The sequence below is a fragment of the Kitasatospora sp. NPDC003701 genome (genome assembly GCF_053587085.1).
In genome coordinates this window covers 242025-258696 of the sequence record NZ_JBSFNM010000006.1, presented here as the reverse complement: position 1 = coordinate 258696, position 16672 = coordinate 242025, and the positions used below count along the sequence as shown (strand labels likewise).

The following is a 16672-nucleotide window of genomic DNA, read 5'->3' as shown; positions in this document are numbered from 1 at the left end:
CCACCGCCATCGACACCACCGGCACCGCCGGCGCGGCGGTCTGCAAGGGCGACACCGGCGCCCCCGTCATCCGCGAGGTCAACGGCCGGACCGAACTCGCCGCCGTCGCCTCCCGCTCCTGGCAGGGCGGCTGCTTCGGCAACACCGAAACCCGCACCGGCGCCTCCAACACCCGCGTCGACGACCTCGCCGCCTGGGTGAAGGACCTGCGGTACCGCACCGCGGACGTGCAGGCCGGCACGCACGTGCAGATCATCGGCTCCGACAGCGCCCTGTGGGACTCGGTCGCCGACTACAACGTCAGCCGCTGGACCCGCCCCTGGACCCCGATGGGACCCAGCCAGCTGCTCAAGGTCGACAGCGTGGCCATCGGTGACACCGTCCACGTCTACGCCGTCGCGGGCGACGGCCGCGTCTACGGCCGTGACGGCAAGGTCGGCGGCACCTGGGGCGACTGGAACGAGGCCCCCGGCGGCGCCGTGGGCGTCAAGGACATCTCCGCCACCGCCCGCGGCAACCTCGTCGACCTGGTGATCATCGGCAGCGACGACTCGCTGTACGCCACCACCGGCAACTACGACACCGGCGACTGGAACCCGCTCTGGGACAAGATCGGTGACAACCACCTCAAGGCCGTCACCAGCGCATACTACAACAACGCCACCTACATCTTCGCGATCAACGAGGACGACAAGGTGTACACCCGGTCCGCCGACTACGGGGCCGGCCGCTGGACCGAGTGGGTCGACCTGCCGGGCAGCCTGCCGAACGTGAAGGCCATCAGCGCCAGCACCCACGGCACCACCATCGACCTGGCCATCGCCGGCGCCGACGCCTTCTACACCACCAGCGGTCACTTCGACACCGGCTACTGGGACCCGCAGTGGGCCAAGATCAGTGACCACCGCCTGAAGGCCGTCACCAGCAGCACCTACAACAACGTCGTCCACGTCTACGCCGTCAACGAGGACGACAAGGTCTACGGCATCGACGCCGACTACAACGCCGGCCGCTGGACCGGCTGGGGCGAGGTCCCCGGCGGCGCCACCGGCGCCAAGACCCTCACCGCCACCACCACCGGCTGACTCCGTACCACCACGTCGTACACGGTGGGGTGGATGATCTGACGGATCATCCACCCCACCCACACCACAGGCATCATCCGACCAAGGGGGGACCCATGCTTCGCAGCACCTCGACCCGAATGCACCGTACCGGTGCGCTGGCCGCCGCCACCGCCGTGGTCGGCGCGCTGGCCACCTTCTCCGCCGCTCCGGCCGGTGCGGCCGTCGGTGACCCGGCGGCGGACGGCGCCTACGCCTACACCGCCAAGCTCACCATCGGCGACAACGTCCGCACCTGCACCGGCACCCTGGTGGACCGCAACTGGGTCATCACCGCCGCCAGCTGCTTCGCCGACGACCCCGCCCAGCCCGCCACGCTGCAGGCCGGCACACCGAAGTGGCACACCACCGCCACCATCGGCCGCACCGACCTCACCACCGGCGCCGGCCAGCAGACCGACGTCGTCGAGCTGGTGCCGCGTCAGGACCGCGACCTCGTCATGGCCCGCCTGGCCACCCCGGTCGACGGCATCGCCCCGCTCACCCTCGCCACCACCACGCCCACCAGCGGCGAGAGCCTGCGCGTACCCGGCTACGGCCGCACCAAGACCGAGTGGGTACCCAACAAGCTGCACTCCGGCGTCTTCTCCCTCGACGCCGTCAAGACCACCGCCATCGACACCACCGGCACCGCCGGCGCGGCGGTCTGCAAGGGCGACACCGGCGCCCCCGTCATCCGCGAGGTCAACGGCCGGACCGAACTCGCCGCCGTCGCCTCCCGCTCCTGGCAGGGCGGCTGCTTCGGCAACACCGAAACCCGCACCGGCGCCTCCAACACCCGCGTCGACGACCTCGCCGCCTGGGTCCAGCAGGTCCGCGGCACCTCGCTCGGCTGGAAGACCCAGGCCCTGGTCAAGGGCGGCACCAACCTCTACCAGGCCGCCCGCCTCTACGACGGCTCCTGGACCCCGTACGAGGACGTCCAGGCCAAGGCCGGCAGCATCGGCGGCGTGCGCACCGTCGCCACCGCCGGCATCAACGGCGACACCCACGTCGTCGCCCTCGGCGGCGACAACCACCTGCACCACACCATCCGTCACCTCGACGGCACCTGGAGCCCGTTCGGCGACCTGAACGCCAACGTCGGCGACCTCGGCAACATCACCCAGGTCGCCATCGCCTCCACCGGCGCCGACCTGGAGGTCGTCGTCCTGGCCGACGGGCAGCTCTTCCACACCGTCCGGTACGCCGACGGCAACTGGAGCGGCTTCGGCAAGGTCTTCGAGGCCGCCGGGCCCCTGAGCGGCGTCACCACCCTCGCCGCCGCCGGAGCGGGCGGGAACCTCCAGGTCGCCGCCGTCGCGAACGGGAACGTCTTCCACACCGTCCGGTCCGGCTCCACCGGCAGCTGGAGCGGCTGGGGCGCGGTGGCCGACGCGGCCGGCGCCACCGGCCCGGTCACCTCGCTCGCCATGGCCCGCCAGGGCGACGACATGAACCTCGTCGTCGTCACCGACACCGGCGCCCAGTTCCACACCATCCGCTACGCCAACGCCTCCTGGCAGCCCTTCGGCTCCGTGAGCAGCGTGATCGGACAGGTCACCGCCACCTCGGTCAGCGCCGCCCCGGTCGACGGCTCCGCCCAGTTCGCCATCACCACGGGTGACAACCGGGTCCTGACCACCGCCCGCCTCGCGGACGGCAACTGGACCGCTCCCCAGGCCCTGGACCTCCGGGGCGTCACCGGCAGCCACACCGGCACCGCCATCACCGGCACCCTCTGACCGGACCGGAAACACCGGAGGAGCGGGCGGCCCCGACCGGGCCGCCCGCTCCTCCTGCCGTGACCGGTGGGAACAGCGGGGCCCCACGAGGTGTTGCGAACCTGCGTCGTCACAGCCCGTGTCCTGACGGGGCGGCTCGGATCGTAGTTGTTCAAATTGGAACTACCGAGTACCGTCGGGACCCGACCATCACCCCGGTAACGGAGGCCCCGCCCATGCCGCAGCCCGCTCCGACGCAGCCCGGCACCGCCACGGTGCGCTCCCGGGTGCGCATCCCGCTGACCTTCCCGGACGGGTACCGCGCCGAGGCCGAGGTCTTCACCTTCCACGGCCTGACCGACGGCGCCGAGCACCTGGCGCTCGCCCTCGGCAGCGTGCCGGAGGGCGGGACGCCGCTGGTGCGGCTGCACTCGGAGTGCCTGACCGGCGACGTCTTCGGCTCGGACCGGTGCGACTGCGGGCCCCAGCTGCGCGAGTCGGTGGAGCGGATCGCCGAGGCCGGCGGCTACCTCCTCTACCTGCGCCAGGAGGGCCGCGGCATCGGGCTGTACAACAAGCTGGACGCCTACGCCCTGCAGGACTCCGGCCTCGACACCTATGACGCCAACACCGCGCTCGGCCTGCCCGAGGACGGGCGCGACTACACCGCCGCCGCCCAGATGCTCGCGGCACTCGGCACCACCGCCGTCGACCTGCTGAGCAACAACCCGGACAAGGCGGCCCAGCTGGCCGGCCTCGGCATCACGGTCGAGCACCGGGTGCCGACCGGCGTGCACCTGTCGGCCAGCAACATCCGCTATCTGCGGGCCAAGGTGGAGCGGACCGGCCACTCGATCGAGCTGTCCCGCCTGGTCGGCTGAGCCCGGCGGGCCCGGCCGGCACCCGGGCGGGGGCCGGTTCGTCCACGCACCTGATGCCGTCGGCCTGCCGCGGGGGCATCCTGGAAGGACGTCCCAGCGCTCCAGGAGGCGTCCATGCCGACGCACCAACTGCCGGTCGCGGTCGTGGGCGCCGGACCGTACGGGCTCGCCGCGGCCGCCCACCTGACGGCACGGGGTGCGGCCGTTCGGGTGTTCGGGGAGCCGATGGCCGGCTGGCGCGCCCACATGCCGGCGGGGATGTTCCTGAAGTCCACCCCGCGTGCCTCGAACATCTCCGCGCCCGCCGCCGGGCACCGGCTGGCCGACTTCCGGGCGGCCCGGGGCCTGCCCACGGTCGGCGACCGCTACCCCGTGCCGATCGCGGAGTTCATCGCCTACGGCACCTGGTTCCAGCAGCACTGCGTGCCCGAGGTCGAGCGCTGCTCGGTGCTCGGCATCGGCTACGACCACGGCGTCTTCCGGCTGCGGCTGGACACCGGGGAGGAGCTCCGGAGCCGGGCCGTGGTGCTCGCCACCGGGCTGCGGGCCTTCGCCCACGCCCCCGGGGTACTGGCCGCCGTGCGGCGGGCGGGCCTGGCCTCGCACACCTCGGACCACGCGGAGCTGGGCCACCTCGCCGGCCGCCGGGTCGCGGTGATCGGCGCCGGGCAGTCGGCGCTGGAGAGCGCCGCCCTGCTCGCCGAGGCCGGGGCGCAACCCACGCTGCTGGCCCGGACGCCCCGGCTGCGGTTCGGCACGGCGCCCGAGGCGGACCTGCCGGGCGAGCGGCCGGCGGCGGTCCGGGCCCGCTACCCGGGCTCCGAACTCGGCCCCGGGTGGCACCTCCTCGGCTACTGCAAGGCTCCCCGGGCGTTCCGCCACCTCCCCGACGACGCCCGGGCCCGCCGGGTGCGGACGGTGCTCGGCCCGGCCGGTGCCTGGTGGCTGCGGGAGCGGATCGAGGACGCCGGCCTGCCGGTGGTCACCGGGGTGTCGGTGGAGTCGGCGCGGGAGCGGGCGGGCGCGGTCCGGCTGCGGCTGCGCGGCGTCACCGGCGATCTGGAGGTCGACCACGTCCTGGCGGCCACCGGCTACCGGGTGGACGTCGAACGCCTCGGCCTGCTCGACGAGGGCGTGCGGCGGGCGGTGCGGCGCACCGCGGACGGGGCGCCGCGACTGTCCGACGAGTTCGAATCCTCCGTCCCGGGGCTGTACTTCACCGGGTTGTCCGCGGCGAACTCCTTCGGCCCGCTGCTGCGCTTCGTCTGCGGCACGGACTTCGCGGCGCGCCGGGTCTCGGCCGCGCTCACCGGCGGCGCACCGGCCTGACCCGACCGCACCGGACCCACCCGACCCTCCGGACCCACCCGACCCACCCGACCGCACCGGACTCACCGGGCACCCCGGCGCCCTCAGCCGCGCGCCGCTCCCCCGGCGCCCGCCCGGACCGCCCCCGCGAGCCTGCGAGCGGCGTACCGGGCGGCCCGGCCGCCGAACCTGGCGGCCTCGGCCAGCGCGGGCACCGGATCGTCCGGGCAGAGCCAGGCCCGTTCGGTGCCCCGGCGCGGCCACAGGTCGGCGGGCGGGCGGCGCTCGTGCCAGGCGGCGGAGCCGACGGAGAGCAGGTCGAGCTGGCCGACCCCGTAGCCGCGCCGCAGCTGCGGCCCGCGCGGCACCGGGCGCCCGGTGAGCGAGAGGTGCAGCGCGCGCACCACGTCGACGCCGTCGGAGGTCTCGAAGAGGCGGAACTGCGCGCCCGTCCGCGGGTTGAAGTCGACCAGCTTGTACCGGCCGTCGCGCAGGTCGAGCCGCCAGTCGAGGTCGGCGATCCCGCTGTAGCCGATCCGCCGGCAGAACCGCACGGCCAGCTCGGCCAGCTCGGGGTTGGCGACGGCTCGGGCCCGGGTGGTGACGCCCGCCCCGGGGGGCCAGGAGCGCAGCTTGACGCCGGTGAAGGCGGCGAGCGGCTCGCCACCGGGGCCGCAGGTCAGGTGGGTGATCCAGTCCTCCGCCCGGTCGGCGGGCAGGTACTCCTGGGCCAGCACCGCGAGCGCCGGGCCGCCGTCCGGCCCGTCCGCCGGGCAGTGGGCCAGCAGCTCCGCCTCGGTCCGGACGACGGTGGTGTGGCCGACCACCGGGCGTTGCAGCCGGGTGAAGGAGGCGAGGTTCTTCAGCACCAGCGGATAGCCGAACCGGCGTGCGGCGGCCAGCAGTTCGTCGCGGTCGGTGGGCGCGCAGGCACCCGGGGTGGGGGTGTCGGTGGCGCGGCAGAGGTCGTGCAGGCCCCCCTTGTCGGCGAGCCGCCGGGGCAGGCCGGCCGGCACCGGCGGCAGCAGCAGGTCCTCGGCGAGTTCCTCCGCGTGCTCGGCGAGCAGCACGGCGGCCTCGTCGTCGGTGGCCACCGCCACGGCCCGCCGGCCGGTCCGCCGCCGCACCTCGCCGGCCGCCTCCCGCAGGCCGGCGGCCAGTTCGGCGGGCGGCTCCCGGCCGGTGGTGGGCGCGACCAGCGCTCCGGTCAGGTAGCGGGAGAGGGCGGTGGGGGTCAGGCGGTCCTCGACCATCGCGTAGACCGGGACGCCGAGCCGGCCGAGGGTGCGCACCGCGCCGACGGCGCTGTGCGACTGCGGGTAGCGGCCGATCTTCACCAGCAGCGCGGGCACGGCCCGGTCCGCGCGCAGCGGGTTCCGGGCCATGGCGCTCCCGCCCCTCAGTGCTGCCACGCCTGGACCCACTGCACCTGCAGGGCGGCCGAGTCCGTCCCGGCGGGCGGCGACTCCAGGTACCCGACGGCGAGGTTGAGCACGATCTCCATGGCCACGTTCGGGATCCGCGAGGGATCGGTGACCTGGAACCAGGCCTTGCCGTCGACGTACCAGGTGACCGTGGACGGCTCCCAGTCGACGCCGAAGACGTGGAAGCCGGAGGAGAAGTCGGCGGGGCCCCAGTTCTGGCCGACGTGCTGGTCCGAGCCGTCCGCCCCGCGCCAGTGCAGGTTCATGTGGACGTACTGGTCGGTGTTGGGGAACTCGGCGATGTCGACCTCGGGCGGGGTGCCCCGGGTCTCGGCCGGGATCAGCCAGAAGGCGGGGAAGAAGCCGTGCGGGTTCGCCGGGACCTTCATCGAGGCCGCGAAGTAGCCGTAGGTGAAGGTGTGGCGCGGCTTGGCGTTCCAGGAGTCGCGGCCGGTGCTGACCATGCCGGAGACCCACGGGTACGTCCGGCCGTCGCTGCCCGTCACCGTCCGGGGCTGTGCGGTGAGGGTGAGCCGGCCTCCGCCGGCCTTGACCTGGCCCGGCTGGTACCACTGGTCCTCGCCGTTTCCGGCGTTGGTGCAGCCGCCGTCGTTCCAGTCGTAGCAGGTGGTCCACTTCGCCGGGTCGAGGGTGGATCCGGTGAACTCGTCGTCGAACACCAGCCGCCACGTACCGGCCGCCGGGGGACGGTTCGCGGCGGCCGCGACCGGCAGCCCGGTGCCCGCCGCCGCGCTCGACCCGGTACCGCCGGCCGCGCCGGGGGTGCCGGAGGAGCAGGCCGCGCACAGCGCCAGCAGGACGGCCGCCGCCAGGGCGCCGGCGACCCGCCGGGGCCGGCCCGGTCGCCACGGCCCGCGCGGCGGGGCCGGGCCCGCCGCCGGGGTGGCCTCCTGTGCCGGGCCCGCCGGCCGCACGGGCGGTGCCTCGGCGGGCGGGCCGCCGCCCCGGCCCGGCCGGGTGCGGTGCGGTAGCAGCGCGAGCAGCGTGGTGACGGCGGCCAGGGCCGCGATCGCGACGCTCACCGAGAAGGCGTGGTGGGCCAGCAGCGCGACGGCGGTCAGCGCGGCGAGCGCGGTGCTCAGCGCGACCGCGAGCGCGGCGGCGGCGAGCCGGTCGGGCCCGCCGGCGGTGCGGGCGATCGTCGGCCGGGCCAGCAGGGCGGCCGCCCCCGGGCCCAGCACCAGGAAGCCGCCGGTCAGCACGATGCGCAGCGGATGGCCGGGGGGCAGCGCGGTGGACGCCAGCGCGACCCAGCCGAACAGGGCGAGCGCCAGGCGGGCGGCGGTGCGGGGAGGAAGCCTCATCACTGCCCACTCTCGGCGAACGGGCTCTCGACGGCGACCGGGGCGGAGTGCCGGTAGACGGTGGCGTCGCCGTCGGTGAACACCACGCGCAGCGTGGCGGAGGCCGAGGCGGCGTCGCGGACCCGGTCGACGGTGTCGGCGGGCAGGATTCCGGTGAGCCTGCACTCGGCGGCCTGGGCCTTGGTCAACACCAGGTAGGAGGGGCCGGTGATGGCCGGGTCGCCGAGCGCGGCCTCGACGGCCGAGGCGGGATCGGTGACCAGGTCCCGCCGGTCCGCCGGGGTGCCCAGCGAGAGCGCCGTCCGGCTGAGCTCGTCGTAGCGCTCCTCGGAGCCGGGCAGGTCGGCGGTGACCGAGACGATCCGCGATCCCGGCGGGGCGGTGTGCGCGACGTAGCGCAGGGCGGCGACCTCGCCGGGGCTGAAGTTGTTCATGGCCTCCTTGCTGTAGTAGCCGAAGACCAGGCCGCCCAGCAGCCCGAGCAGGGCCACCGTGGTCAGCCCCCAGCGCAGCGCGGGCAGCACCCGGCGCGGGCCCCGCCCCCGGACGGCGGCTGCGGGATCCCCGGCGGGCGCGGGAGCGCGGGAGGACGGGATCAGCACGGTGGCGGCGAGCAGGGCCGCGGCGGGCAGCGCGAACAGGTAGGCGCGGAACACCATCTCGCCGCCGTAGCTGTTGGCGAGCAGCAGCGGGACGGGCGCGATCAGGATCAGCGGCAGGCTGGTGCGGCGCACCCAGCGGTGGCGCACGACGGCCGTCACCGCCAGCAGCAGGACGGCGCCGGTCAGGCCGCGGTCGACCCAGGAGGCGAACACCTGGCCCGGGGCGGGCTGGGCGAGCCGTTGCAGGCCGGGCAGCGCGTTGTTGTCGGGCGAGGCCAGCGCGGCGACCAGGTTGCCGATGTTCTTGGCCAGGTAGGGCCGGGCGACCGTGGCGTCCCAGGCGAAGGTGAGGGCGACGGCCCCGGCCAGGGCCGGCAGGACCACCCGGCGGTTGCGGCGCGGGAGGGCGAGCATCAGCAGCGTGCTGATCAGCATCAGCGGGGTGAGCTGGTGCGAGCAGACGATGGCGGCCGTCAGGACCAGCACCAGGGCGAACGGCAGCGGTCGCCAGCCGCCCCGGGGCGGTATGTCGGACATCCAGGTCATCGCCCGGGCACCGGTGCCCGGCCCGGCCCGCACCACGGCCGGGGCTCCGCGTTCGGCCGGGGCACCGCGCTCGGCCGGGGCACCGCGCTCGGGCGGCGCCTGCGCCACGGCCGGGTCCGGCGCGACGGCCGGTTCCGGCGCCCCGGGCGGGCCCTGCGCCACGCGGCCGGCCGCCAGCCGGCGGAGCACCAGCGCGAGCACCGCGAGGAACAGCAGGTAGGAGAAGGCCTGCGGGGAGAAGTAGTCCTGGCCGATCCAGGAGGCGCTGTAGTAGATCCAGATGCCGCCCCAGACCAGCCGCCGGTCCCGGGTGACGGTGCGGAAGATCAGCAGCAGCGGGCCGAGCAGCAGGACGTTGGCGAGCACCGGGTACCAGACGGCGTAGCCGAGCGCGGAGTGCAGGCCGGTGGCGCGCAGCAGCAGCACGTTGAGCTGGAAGAAGCCGGGCCACTGGTTGTAGATGTCCAGCTCGCCCGCGTAGGGCACGGAGCCGTCGTGGCGCAGCATGGCGTCCACGACCATCACGTGCTTCCAGGCCCACGCGTAGCGCAGCTCCGGGTAGAGCAGGGTGGGTGTGGCGTGGATGAAGGCGATGAGGGCGAGGACGTACCCGGCCGCCCAGCGCTGGCGGATCCGCCGGTCCCGCAGGACGGCGACGAAGCCGGCCACCAGCAGGGCCAGGCCGGCCCAGTACAGCACCGGCAGTACTTGGATCAGGCCGAGGTCGCCCATGCCGCCGAGCCGTACCCGGGGCAGCGCGAGCAGCCACAGGGCCAGCGCCGCGGGCAGCGCCAGACGGGCGAACACGCCGAGCGGCCCGGCCGCCCGCCATCCGTCGCGCAGCGACCGCAGCAGCCCGCCGGGGCGCGGCCCGCCGGCGGCCGGGCGTCGTCCGCCCGCGGGGGGTTGGGTCCGGGCCAGTTGGTCAACCATTGGAGGGCCTTCCGACCGGGCTGCCGACCGCGGTGCGCAGCCGGCGGTAGGTGCGCCAGTACCGCGTGTAGAGGCTCTCCTGGACGGGGCCGATCCGGGCTCCGCGCCCGGCGATCCAGTCCTCGAAGACGTGGTCGGGGGTGTCGGCGCGGACCATCAGCCGGCAGATCCGCAGGACGGAGTCGGACGCGGAGCTGAACTTGTTCTCGACGGCGGTGGCCGACGTCCAGCCCGCCTCGCGGACCTTGCGCCGGACGGCCGGGCTGGAGTACCCGTGCGGGTAGGCGAACGCGGCGACCTCGTGGCCGAGGGCGTCCTCCAGGCGCCGCTTGCACTCGACGATCTCGTCGGTGCAGCGCTGCCCGTAGACGGTGTCCAGTTGGGCGTGGGTGACGGAGTGGCCGCCGATCTCGACGCCCATCGTGTCCAGGTTGCCGATCTGCCGCCAGTTCAGCATGTCCGCCGGCGGGAAGAGGCTGCCGGTGGGCGGCCCGCCCGGCGGGTGGACGGCGCCGACGGTGACGTACAGGGTGGCCGGCAGGCCGCGCTCCGCGAGCAGCGGGGCGACCGTCCAGTAGAAGTCGGCGAATCCGTCGTCGAAGGTGAGGACGGCGGCGCGCGGCGGCAGCGGGGGGCCGCCGAGGATCGCCGCCACCAGCCGCCGCAGCGGCACCACGGGCCGGCCGCTGTCGACGATCCGGTCGATCTGGCGGCGGAAGGTCGCGGGGGTCACGGTGTACGGCGCGATCCACGGCGGCGGGTCGTCCGACACCGAGTGGTAGAGGAACACCGGTACCGCTTTCATGGCCGGCTCCTGGTGGGGACCGCCGCCGGGCCTCCCCGCTCGACGGCCGGGGGCGCGGTGGCGGCCCCGGCGTCGGCCCGGGAGAGCCGGCCGGTGGCGTACCCGGCCGCCGCCAGGCAGGCGCCGGCGCCCAGGGCCCCGGCCGCCCGCAGCCGGCGCCGGCCCAGCGCGCCGAGCACCGCGGCGGGCAGCGTGCGGCGCACGTAGCGGCGCTCGCTGGAGAGTGCGGACCGGGTGCCCGCGTACCGGGCGACCACGGCCTTGGAGCGGCCCTCCGCGTAGCAGCGGGAGCTGAAGTAGCGCCAGGTGGTGCGGGCCGGCGGGACGTGCTGGCGGACGACGGCGGCGGGCTCGTACCGCAGCTCGCCGCCGGGGTGTCCGGCGGTGAGCCGCAGGCAGAGCTCGGTCTCCTCGCAGCCGAACGGGCTGGTGCCGATCCGGCCGAGGTCGCTGCGGAACCCTCCGGCGGCGACCACCGCGGCCCGGCGGAAGGACATGTTGGCGCCGATGAAGTTGCGCACCGCGCCGGTGGCCTCCGGGGCGCCGGGGTAGGAGCAGCCGACCACCCAGTCGTACTCGGGCGGGAACCAGCCGGGGCGGCCGGTCTCCCACCAGGAGTCGACCCGGCCGCCGACGCCGAGCACCGTCGGGTCGCGGTAGCCGGCCAGCAGCCGCTGCGTCCAGTCGGGTTCGGCCACCGCGTCGTCGTCCAGGAAGGCGACCACCTCGCCGCGGGCGAGCGTCACCCCGGTGTTGCGGGCGCCCGAGACACCCGGTTTCTCGGGGCTCTCGACCAGCCGGAGGCCGGGGCGGTCGGCCAGCCGGGCCGTCAGTGCGGGGCAGTGGTCCACCACGACGACGGTCTCGTCGGGCCGGCGCAGCTGGGCGCGGATCGAGTCGAGGGCGGCGCACAGGTCGTCCCAGCGGTCGAGGGTGTAACTGCAGACGACCACGGACAGGGTGGGCGCGGGGCCCGGTGCGGTACCCGGTCCGGACATCGGCACGGTGTTCATCACGATCTCCGATCGGACGGCAGCCAGCGCGGGAGGGCGACCAGCAGCGGAAGGGCGAGTGCCGTCGCGGCGAGCAGCCAGGCCAGCCCGACCCCGGCGAGGCCGAGCACGGGCAGCAGTCCGGCGACCAGGGCGATCACCAGGACGGCGTAGACGAGTTGCAGCCCGATCATCCAGCCGAGGGCGCGGCGCACCCGGGCGACGTCGGTGGCCAGGCTCAGGACGACGGTGGGCAGCGCGGAGAGCGCCATCAGCCGCAGCACCGTGGTGCCGTGCTCGGCGTACCCGGGCCCGAACAGACTCAGCAGCCAGGGGGCGAAGGCCACGATCACGACGACCGCCGCAAGGACGAGCAGGCCGGTGTGCCAGAGCATGCGGCGGGCGTGCTCGGCGAGCCGCTCCGGTGCCCGGGCGGCCTCGACCACCAGCGAGCTGCCCATGCTGTAGGCGGCCATGTAGAGGCTGTCGGCGATCACCCAGGCGAGCGAGTAGTAGGCGTTCTGCTCGGCGCCGAGCACGGCCAGCACCATGAGCGGTACGACGCTGCACGCGGCGATGCCGGAGATGTTGCCCAGGTAGTCCGCGACGGCGTACCCCGCCACCCGCGGCGGCGCGGGCGTGGCGGTGCCGGCCGCGCGCTGGTGGTCCGGGATCGCCCGGCGGAAGAGCACGACGTTGGTGAGCAGGACGGTGACGAGCAGGGCCGCCGCCCAGGAGACCAGGATGCCGGTGCCCACGGCGAGCACCGCGCAGACGGCCAGCGCGCCGGCCTTCGCCAGGGCGAAGAGGGTGTTCTCGCCGAGCACCCAGCCGGCGCGCCGCAGGCCGGTCAGGGCGCCGTCCTGCAGGACGAAGAGCGAGTAGCCGGCCGTGACCACGACGAAGGCGACCGCCACCACCGGCTGGCGCAGGTACCCCAGGCTCGGGGAGATCCACGGGATCAGCAGCAGGAACACCGCGGCGGCGAGCGCGCTGGCGACGATGCTCGCCAGGTAGCAGCGGACCACCAGCCGCCGGGTGTGCTTCCCGGCGCCGGGCAGGAAGCGCACCAGCACGCTGTTGAGGTTGAAGCGGCCCATCGCGGAGAGCAGCCCGGCGGCGGAGACCGCGGCGTAGCTGAGGCCGACCGTCTCGGCGCTGTACCAGCGGGTGGCGAACAGCCAGAAGATCGCGCCGAGCGCGGCCGCCACCGTCGAACTCGCCAGCAGCACGTGGCCGTTGTGCAGCAGCGGCTCACCGGACAGCCGGCCCCGGGCGGCCCGGGCCCGGGCCCGCAGCAGGGCCCGGTAGGAGCACTGGCAGGGCAGCGGGAGCGGGCAGGAGCAGGGCCTGGCGGGGGCGGCCGAGCGCGTGCCGAGCGACTGCATCACGACCAGTCCTCCGCCCGGAACCGGCGGTCCTGCCGGCGGCTGACCAGGTAGCTGAACGGGCCGTTCAGCAGGCCGCGCAGTTCGAGCCGGCCGAGCCGGGCCAGCCCCGGGTCGCCGTCGGCCGTACCGCCGCCGGGCCCGCCGGAGCCGGCCCGGCGCAGGGCGTACCGGGTGCCGGCCGGGAGCCGGCGCAGCAGGTCGGCCAGCAGGCCGGGGCGCTGGGAGACGGCGGCGGTCAGATAGGCGCCGAGGCCGGTGCCGAAGCCCTGGATCTGGGCCTCCAGCTCCGCCATGGTGCGCCGGTGCCGGTGCCAGACGACGGCCTCCGGCCGGTACGCGAGGGTGTGCCCGGCGACCAGGACGCGCAGGAAGGCGAGCAGGTCCTCGCCGCCGCGGGTCGGCGTGCCCGCCCCGGTGGCCGGGTCGAAGCCGCCGATGCCGCGGATCACGGTGGTGCGGAAGGCCATGTTGGCGCCGGTGCCGAAGCGGCCGGCGGCGAACGGGAAGAGCGGGTCGTGGCCGGCCGAGCGCATCGACCAGTCCCGGGGGGCGAAGCCCTTGCCGAAGCCGCAGTACCGCTCGAAGGCCGCCTGGGCCTCGGTGTCGAGTTCGGCGGGCACCACGAGCCCGGTGACGCAGGAGACCCGGGGGTCGGCCCGGAAGGCGGTGGCGAGGGCGCTCACCCAGCCGGGATCGGCCAGCGCGTCGTCGTCGGTGAAGGCCACGAACTCGCCCCGGGCGGCGGACAGCCCCCGGTTGCGGGCCCGGGCCAGGCCCGGGACGGGCTCGCGCAGGTAGTGCAGCCGGCCGGGGGCCAGCGCGCGGACCAGCCGTTCGGTGGCGTCGTCCTCGGGGGCGTTGTCGACCACCAGGAACTCGGTGTCCGGGTAGTCGGTGCGCAGCAGCGCGCTCAGGCTGTCGCCGAGCAGGGTGGGCCGGCCCCGGGTGCAGACGATGACGCTGACCAGCGGCGCGGGGGCGGCGGCGGGCGGGGTCGGCGGAGCGGCGGCGGGCGGCCCGGCGTCCAGGTGGCGTTCGGCCGCCTCGACCAGCCGCCGGCGCAGCCGCTCGGCGTCCCGGTCGGGGCCGTCGGGGCCGTCGGGGCCGTCGGGGCCGTCGGGGCTTTCATGGCCGTCGGCGCCGTCGCCGCCGTCGGGGCCGACCGCGACCAGGCCGAGCGGTCGGCCGGCCCGGCGGACCAGGGCCACCACGGACCCCTGCGGGCGGACCGGGGCCGTGAAGCCGGGCCGCCACGGCCCACCGGGCCGGTCGAGATCGAGTTCCACCACCTGGGCGGGCGCCCGCAGGACGGTGGTCATGACGCACCTCCGGTCCGCAGGCCGCGCTGGCGCCACACGCTGAGCAGATAGCCGAACGGCCCGACCAGCAGCCCGCGGAACTCGCGGCGCCCCAGTCGCAGCAGGTCGGCCTCGCCCTCGGCCGGGCCGCAGCGGGCCCGGTGCCGGCGCACCCGCTGCCAGCGGCGGATGCCGGTGGGGACGCGCCGCACGAGCGGGGCGAGCACACCGGGCCGGTGGGAGACGACGGCGGTCAGGTAGGCCCCGAAGCCGACGCCGAAGTTGAAGACCTGCCGGGTCAGCGCGTCGCAGGTGCGCGGGTGGCGGTGCCAGACGATGGCGTCCGGCTGGTAGGCGACGGTGTGCCCGGCGTCGAGCATCTGGAAGAAGGCGAGCAGTTCCTCGCCGCCGCGGGCCGGCGTGCCGGCCCCGGTCGCCGGGTCGAAACCGCCGATGCCGCGCAGCAGGGCGGTCCGGAAGGCCATGTTCGCCCCGGAGCCGAACCGGCCGACCGAGAACCGCATCAGCGGGTCGTCCGGGCGGTCGCGCAGCGACCAGTCGCGGGCGGCGAAGCCGCGGGAGTAGCCGCCGTACTGTTCGAGGGCGGCCTGGGCCGGGGTGTCCAGCTCGGCCGGCAGCACCAGCCCGGTGACGCAGCCGATCCGGTCGTCCGCGCGGAACGCCCCGGCCAGCGCCTCCACCCAGCCGGTGTCGATGATCAGGTCGTCGTCGGCGAACGCCACCACCTCGCCGTGGACCGCGGACAGGCCGCGGTTGCGGGCCCGGGACAGGCCCGGCACCGGCTCGCGCAGGTACCGGACGCGGTCCCGGTACCGCGTGGCGACGAGGCGTTCGGTGGCGTCGCTCTGCGGGGCGTTGTCGACCACCAGGACCTCCACCTGCGGATAGCCGGTCCGCAGCAACGAGTCGAGGCAGCTCCGCAGTTGTTCGGTCCGGTTGCGGGTGCAGACCACCACGCTGACCGTGACCGGGCCCGCGGGCACCCGGGCGCGGCCGACCCGACCGGGACGCGCCGCGGGTGTCGCGGTGGACAGGGCGGGAACCGGGAGTTCCCGGTGGGCGGCGTCGACCAGCGCCCGGCGCAGCGCGGCACTGTCGCCTGCTGTTCCGGTGGCCGTGACCAAGCCGAGCGGGTGTCCGTGCAGCCGCACCAACGCCAACACGCGGCCGACCGGGTCGACGGCACCGAGACCACCGGGCGAGTGCAGCTCGCTCGGATCGTCCAGGTCAAGGTCGACGACACGGACGGGGGTGTAGAGCGAGTCGCGGGCGGCGGAGCGCGGGCAGGCAGCTGCGGTGCGCCGGTCGGAGCCATTCATCGTCGCTCCTCCGCGGAGGCGGCCGCCGAGGACCGGGCGCCGGGACGCTCGGTGATCAGGGTCCTCAGCACCCGGCGGCCGTCGGAGACGGCGTGCAGGTGGGATCGACCGCTGCGGCGGGGGAGTTCCAGGCTCGGCACCTCGGCGATCCGCAGTCCGGAGCGCAGCGCGTGCGCGATCATCTCGGCCTCGATCTCGAAGCCGGAGGAGCGCAGGTCGAGCGCGTCCAGGAAGGAGCGGCGGAAGGCGCAGTAGCCGTAGCACAGGTCGGTGAGGCCCGCGTCGTACAGGCGGTTGACCACGGCGAGCAGGGCGCGGTTGCCGAACGAGCGGACCTTGGTGAGGTCCAGCGAGCCGCCGCCGGCGATGCACCGGGAGCCCTTGACGAAGTCGAAGCCGTGGTCGAGGAAGTGGAGGAAGTGCGGGATCTCGCCGGGCCACATGGAGCCGTCGGCGTCCATCATGACGATGTACTCGCCGCTCGCGGCGGCGAAGCCGGTGCGCAGCGCGTTGCCCTTGCCGGGCCCGCTCTGCTGGACGCTGCGGACGGTCGGCAGGCAGTGCCGGGCCATCGGGACGGTGGCGTCGTCGGAGGAGCCGTCGACCAGGATGACCTCGTCGACGCAGCGCGGGATCTGCTCGAACACCCAGGGGATGTTGCGGGCCTCGTTCTGGGCGGGGACGACCAGGGTGACGCTGTGCCTACTGGCGACGCCGTCCCCGGCCCGGCGCATCGGCCGCCGGTCCTCGGCGCGGCGCTGTGGCCGTCGGGCCGCGGCCCGGTCCTCGGCCCGGCGCATCGGGCGTCGGGCGTCGGCCCGGTCCTCGGCGCGGCGCTGCGGCCGGCCGTCGTGGTCCGGGGGCGGAACGACGTGGGGGGGCAGGGTGGTGCTCATAGGGGGCGGCCTCTCGGAAGGAGGCGGCGGGCGGCGCCGGGCACGGCGCGGCCCCTGGTGTGACGGGGCGGGCCCGGTGCGCGACATCGGCGCGCGGGGGCGGG

12 protein-coding genes and 1 pseudogene are annotated in these 16672 nt (G+C 75.4%); 4 read left to right on the top strand and 9 right to left on the bottom strand.

Annotated elements, in window-relative coordinates:
• The 4 genes and pseudogenes from ACWDRR_RS08805 to ACWDRR_RS08790 all read left to right on the top strand — a co-directional run.
• Nucleotides 1-1085, top strand: a pseudogene (locus ACWDRR_RS08805) (hypothetical protein); the annotation flags it as partial.
• A gap of 119 nt (nt 1086-1204) precedes the next feature.
• Nucleotides 1205-2848: a trypsin-like serine protease gene (locus ACWDRR_RS08800; protein WP_449771457.1), complete on the top strand. Its 1644-nt coding sequence runs from the start codon at nt 1205-1207 to the stop codon at nt 2846-2848.
• Nucleotides 2849-3063: 215 nt separating this feature from the next.
• Nucleotides 3064-3708, top strand: a complete 645-nt coding sequence (locus ACWDRR_RS08795; RefSeq protein WP_449771456.1) for a GTP cyclohydrolase II — start codon at nt 3064-3066, stop codon at nt 3706-3708.
• A gap of 114 nt (nt 3709-3822) precedes the next feature.
• Nucleotides 3823-5037: an FAD-dependent oxidoreductase gene (locus ACWDRR_RS08790; RefSeq protein WP_449771455.1), complete on the top strand. Its 1215-nt coding sequence runs from the start codon at nt 3823-3825 to the stop codon at nt 5035-5037.
• Between the two features lie 83 nt (nt 5038-5120).
• On the opposite strand, the gene ACWDRR_RS08785 is transcribed toward ACWDRR_RS08790, so the two are convergent.
• The 9 genes from ACWDRR_RS08785 to ACWDRR_RS08745 are packed head-to-tail and all read right to left on the bottom strand — an operon-like array spanning nt 5121 to nt 16568.
• Nucleotides 5121-6428 (bottom strand): carboxylate--amine ligase, encoded by a 1308-nt coding sequence (locus ACWDRR_RS08785; RefSeq protein WP_449771454.1) that lies wholly within the window; start codon nt 6426-6428, stop codon nt 5121-5123.
• Nucleotides 6416-7765, bottom strand: a complete 1350-nt coding sequence (locus tag ACWDRR_RS08780) for a glycoside hydrolase family 16 protein (RefSeq protein WP_449771453.1) — start codon at nt 7763-7765, stop codon at nt 6416-6418. The genes ACWDRR_RS08785 and ACWDRR_RS08780 overlap by 13 nt, the downstream gene beginning before the upstream one ends.
• Nucleotides 7765-9846, bottom strand: coding sequence for a glycosyltransferase (locus tag ACWDRR_RS08775; protein ID WP_449771452.1), 2082 nt, complete (start codon nt 9844-9846; stop codon nt 7765-7767). Before ACWDRR_RS08775 ends, ACWDRR_RS08780 begins: the two co-directional genes overlap by 1 nt.
• Nucleotides 9839-10651, bottom strand: a complete 813-nt coding sequence (locus ACWDRR_RS08770) for a polysaccharide deacetylase family protein (protein WP_449771451.1) — start codon at nt 10649-10651, stop codon at nt 9839-9841. Before ACWDRR_RS08770 ends, ACWDRR_RS08775 begins: the two co-directional genes overlap by 8 nt.
• The gene (locus ACWDRR_RS08765; protein ID WP_449771450.1) at nt 10648-11664 is read right to left on the bottom strand and encodes a glycosyltransferase family 2 protein; all 1017 of its coding nucleotides are present in this window, start codon (nt 11662-11664) and stop codon (nt 10648-10650) included. The genes ACWDRR_RS08770 and ACWDRR_RS08765 overlap by 4 nt, the downstream gene beginning before the upstream one ends.
• On the bottom strand, nt 11664-13034 hold the full coding sequence (locus ACWDRR_RS08760) for a lipopolysaccharide biosynthesis protein (protein ID WP_449771449.1): 1371 nt from the start codon (nt 13032-13034) through the stop codon (nt 11664-11666). Before ACWDRR_RS08760 ends, ACWDRR_RS08765 begins: the two co-directional genes overlap by 1 nt.
• Nucleotides 13031-14353, bottom strand: a complete 1323-nt coding sequence (locus ACWDRR_RS08755) for a glycosyltransferase family 2 protein (RefSeq protein WP_449771448.1) — start codon at nt 14351-14353, stop codon at nt 13031-13033. Before ACWDRR_RS08755 ends, ACWDRR_RS08760 begins: the two co-directional genes overlap by 4 nt.
• A complete protein-coding gene (locus tag ACWDRR_RS08750; RefSeq protein WP_449771447.1) occupies nt 14350-15672 on the bottom strand; it encodes a glycosyltransferase family 2 protein in 1323 nt (440 codons plus the stop codon). The genes ACWDRR_RS08755 and ACWDRR_RS08750 overlap by 4 nt, the downstream gene beginning before the upstream one ends.
• Complete coding sequence (locus tag ACWDRR_RS08745; RefSeq protein WP_449771446.1) at nt 15669-16568, bottom strand: glycosyltransferase family 2 protein; 900 nt, start codon at nt 16566-16568, stop codon at nt 15669-15671. Before ACWDRR_RS08745 ends, ACWDRR_RS08750 begins: the two co-directional genes overlap by 4 nt.
• Between the last annotated feature and the right edge of the window lie 104 nt (nt 16569-16672).

Coding starts and splice junctions, on each gene's coding strand:
- ACWDRR_RS08775 (WP_449771452.1), bottom strand. CDS start 9,846: ATGGTTGACCAACTGGCCCGGACCCAACCCCCCGCGGGCGGACGACGC.
- ACWDRR_RS08765 (WP_449771450.1), bottom strand. CDS start 11,664: ATGAACACCGTGCCGATGTCCGGACCGGGTACCGCACCGGGCCCCGCG.
- ACWDRR_RS08790 (WP_449771455.1), top strand. CDS start 3,823: ATGCCGACGCACCAACTGCCGGTCGCGGTCGTGGGCGCCGGACCGTAC.
- ACWDRR_RS08745 (WP_449771446.1), bottom strand. CDS start 16,568: ATGAGCACCACCCTGCCCCCCCACGTCGTTCCGCCCCCGGACCACGAC.
- ACWDRR_RS08755 (WP_449771448.1), bottom strand. CDS start 14,353: ATGACCACCGTCCTGCGGGCGCCCGCCCAGGTGGTGGAACTCGATCTC.
- ACWDRR_RS08800 (WP_449771457.1), top strand. CDS start 1,205: ATGCACCGTACCGGTGCGCTGGCCGCCGCCACCGCCGTGGTCGGCGCG.
- ACWDRR_RS08770 (WP_449771451.1), bottom strand. CDS start 10,651: ATGAAAGCGGTACCGGTGTTCCTCTACCACTCGGTGTCGGACGACCCG.
- ACWDRR_RS08795 (WP_449771456.1), top strand. CDS start 3,064: ATGCCGCAGCCCGCTCCGACGCAGCCCGGCACCGCCACGGTGCGCTCC.
- ACWDRR_RS08780 (WP_449771453.1), bottom strand. CDS start 7,765: ATGAGGCTTCCTCCCCGCACCGCCGCCCGCCTGGCGCTCGCCCTGTTC.
- ACWDRR_RS08750 (WP_449771447.1), bottom strand. CDS start 15,672: ATGAATGGCTCCGACCGGCGCACCGCAGCTGCCTGCCCGCGCTCCGCC.